The sequence below is a fragment of the Microcoleus sp. OTE_8_concoct_300 genome, from assembly GCF_031383065.1.
Taxonomy (GTDB): domain Bacteria; phylum Cyanobacteriota; class Cyanobacteriia; order Cyanobacteriales; family Microcoleaceae; genus Microcoleus.
Map to the genome: position 1 here is coordinate 1 of NZ_JANMZH010000515.1, position 3,577 is coordinate 3,577.

Here is a 3,577-nt window from a genome sequence, read left to right on the forward strand (position 1 = left end):
TTTGAATTGGGCGCGCAAGCCATCATTGCCGCAGAGCTCAGCGCGGAGAGTTTTCAGCGTGACTTGCCATAGGGATTTTCCGCTTCTTGGCTGTGCAAAGGATTCAAGATTGTGGTTTTCAACCCACAATTCATCAAAACAGGTGTCAAGTCTGCCGTTGTGTTTTTCCAGCATGGCAAAGGCTTCTTGGGCGGGAGCGTAATCTTGCAACATCAGCCGCTTTTCATTGATTTCGGCGGCAGTTAGTATCGGTTCCATATTTTTAATTGCGGGTAAGTTAGTTAAACAATTTTGATTGTAATGATTATACCAGTAATATCCAATCCGGTGGCATCGAAATTGATATTACCCACAGGCAACGGAGGAGGACACGGCAGTGCCGTTTCCCTACAATTAATCGGGCAATGGTTATATCAAAAAAGGGCGATCGATGATTTTGGGGTAGGGAAACGGCAATGCCGTGTCCTCCATTATCGATGATTTTGGGGTAGGGAGACGGCACTGCCGTGTCCTCTTTAGCTTATGCACTCCGACGCCAGAAACCGGGTTTTTTCGGGAATCGGCGCGCAACGAAGTATCTTCAGAAAAACCCGGTTTCTGGGCCCCCATGCGTAAATCCTGTCACAATTAATCTGCTCCCTCCTCCTCTGTTTCACTGGCTTTCTGAATAATTGAAAACACCTCTCCCGGACACTCCTCACCCGTCAACTCTCGCCAAATTTCCTGAAACTGACTGTCTCCCAACTGCTTGAGCATCCGCCCTAAATTATTGGTATCCGAGCGAACAAATTCAGAGTTATGCTTGATGTCAATGGCTAAGGCTTGAATGTAAATTTTCACCGCCTCCGTCCAATTCGATTGGATTTCTAAGGTTCTGCCCCATGCAGTTAGAGTTGAGGAAGCTTTACGCCAATCATTTACTGCACTTGTGGCTGTAAATGCTTTTTGGAAATAGGCAACAGCCGTGTCAAAATCTCCTTGCTCTTTGGCAATGTTTCCCAATCCTTGATACTGGTTAGCAGCAGAGCGAAAATCCCCCGCATCTTCTCTAATTTTGAGAGCTTTATTGTAAAAGGCGATCGCATCATCAAACCGCTGTTGCTCGTGGGCTAATGCTCCTAGATTGTGATAAACACTAGCAACCTTGTAAAAATCCCCCACGTCTTCCCAAATTTGGAGAGCCTTGTGGTAAAAAGCTATCGCCTCATCAAACCGCTGTTGCTTTTGGGCAATATACCCCAGATTGTGATACTGCTTAGCAGCATTGTAGAAATCCCCCACATCTTCACAAATTTGGAGAGATTTATGGTAAAAAGCAATCGCATCATCAAACCGCCGTTGCTCTTGGGCTACGATTCCTAGTTGGTGATACTCTCTAGCAGCACTATAGAAATCCTTGGCATCTTCATAAATTGGGAGAGATTTATGGTAAAAAGCGATCGCATCATCAAACCGCCGTTGCTCTTGGGCTACCATTCCTAGTTGGTGATAGTCGCCAGCAGCACTGTAGAAATCCCCCGCATCTTCAAAAATTTGGAGAGATTTATGGTAAAAAGCGATCGCCTCATCAAACCACCGTTGCTCTTGGGCTACCATTCCTAGTTGGTGATAGACACCAGCAATCTTGTCATTGACGGAGGGGTCATTTAAAGCCGTCAGTTCATCCAGAATTTCTTGATAAACGACTCTTGCTGTTTCCAAGTCGGCACTTTCAATAGCTTCATTTGCATCCACTCCTCGCAGATACATCCAGAAATCAAAAGCATCTTTCCCCTTTGCTTTTGCTTGTGCCAGGTGGAGGCCAATTTGGTTCAGCGCCCGTTGTCGCAAAGACTTAAATTCCGGTTTGCGTACCCACCTTTGATACACCTCTCCCAAAGCTTGCAGAATTGCTTGAGCATTAGCCCAATCCTGTTGCTGTTCTGCCAGCCGCAATTGTTGCAATAAATTCGGTTCTTCCACTCGCAACACAAAGCTTGCCAGTTCCGCATTGCCGATCAGTTCCTGATGGAAACTATGCGCCAATGCTGCATAGAAAACCAGCAACTTTTTTTCCAGTGTACTGATTACCTCCTGGGAACCCATTTTGTCTAACTGTTGTCGCAAATACCAAGGCAATGCCGGATGAATTTTGTAAATAGTGTCCCCCAAATCTTCCATAATTCCGGCGGCAGTCGCTTCATTCAAAAGCCCAATCCAATCCGATTCCTGCAAATTTTCCCCAAACACCGCCCGATATGCTTGTCCCCAATCACTATCAGGATTTGCTGAAAAATTATCCAGCCAATGTGCATTCACTCGCTCAGAAAATAGCCCTAAAAACGGCAAATGCTGCCGTGCCCGTGCCGACAAATTAGCAAAAGAATAATCCAGCGACACCACCAGAGATTTCTCTCTCCCTTCCTCCTCCCCACCCTGGAAAGTATCCAATCCTCTCCGCAGCGCCTCAATCAACTGCACCGGAGTCTGCGACTTCAGGTGCCGCAACACCACCCTCAGCGACAGCGGATGTCCCCCCAACAGTTTCAGCAACTCCAGATATTCCCCAGGCAATTTCGCCCTGTCAACCCCCGCTTCCAGCAGAATCCGCGCCGCCAACTCTTCCGCATCCGCCTGCACCAATCCCTTTAACCCCCGCAGCGCGTAACCGCAATCCAACCAATTTTCCTCGCGCCGGCTGGTAATCAGCACCCAAGATTGTCCCCCGCGCAAGTGTTTGAGAAACTGCTTCAAGCTTTTTCTTTCCGCAGCCGGTACAAGCGGCGGATTCCCCTGCGGAAACCCATTCACCGGTTCAAAATTATCCCAAATCAGCAAACAAGGGTGAGTTTGCAAATATTGTCGCACCACCGCCTGCTGTCTTTCCGACGACAATGACGAGAATTTTTCCCCGCCCAGCGCCCGGCCAATTTGATTGACTACCTGACTCAACCCCGCACCGCGTTCAAAAGAAGTGAAGAAAACGCCTCCCGTGCGCCCCTGAGTATCACCCAACCACCGCGCAAACCCTCCGGCTAACTCAGTTTTCCCAACGCCACCCATCCCCTGCAACAGCACGACATGATTTTGGCGAAAAGCTCTTTCTAGACACAAAATATCGTAATCTCGCCCAATAAACCCATAGGCGCTAACATCTGGCAAATCTACCGCCAGCGTAGCCTCTGTGTCATCTTCCCCCATCAAATCTGCAAAACTGGGAGTCCCAGCTTTCGGCCGAAAAGGCCTGCAAGGTTCCTGCTGATACAGCACCGGCACCAGCCAATCTTGCAGCGGTAAAAGCCCTTTGGGACTGGGGCGCTGTTTGTCTATGGACATAGATTTGCGCCCCGCAGCCACCGCAGAGGCGATGTCTTGTCCCCGCACCAATTCCCCGTACAGCCGTGCCATGAAGTGTTTGGCGGCTGTCGCATAGACGGAATAAGCCATTGCCACAACACCTTTCGCGCCCAACTTCACCAACTGTCCCGCGACGGAAGAAAAGGCTTCTTCCCCAGCTTGTCCCGACTTGCAAGCATTGAGAATAAAAATCGGCACGCGACAATCAGTCAAATATTGGGCAATTTCCCTAGCAGTAACT

1 protein-coding gene and 1 pseudogene are annotated in these 3,577 nt (G+C 48.8%); both read right to left on the reverse strand.

The window, feature by feature from the left end; translation table 11 throughout:
* A pseudogene (locus ACUVJL_RS23910) lies at window positions 1–258 on the reverse strand (hypothetical protein); the annotation flags it as partial.
* A 369-nt stretch (window positions 259–627) separates the two neighbouring features.
* Window positions 628–3,577: tetratricopeptide repeat protein (locus ACUVJL_RS23915; protein ID WP_445248117.1), on the reverse strand; the 2,950-nt coding region annotated here is incomplete at its 5' end.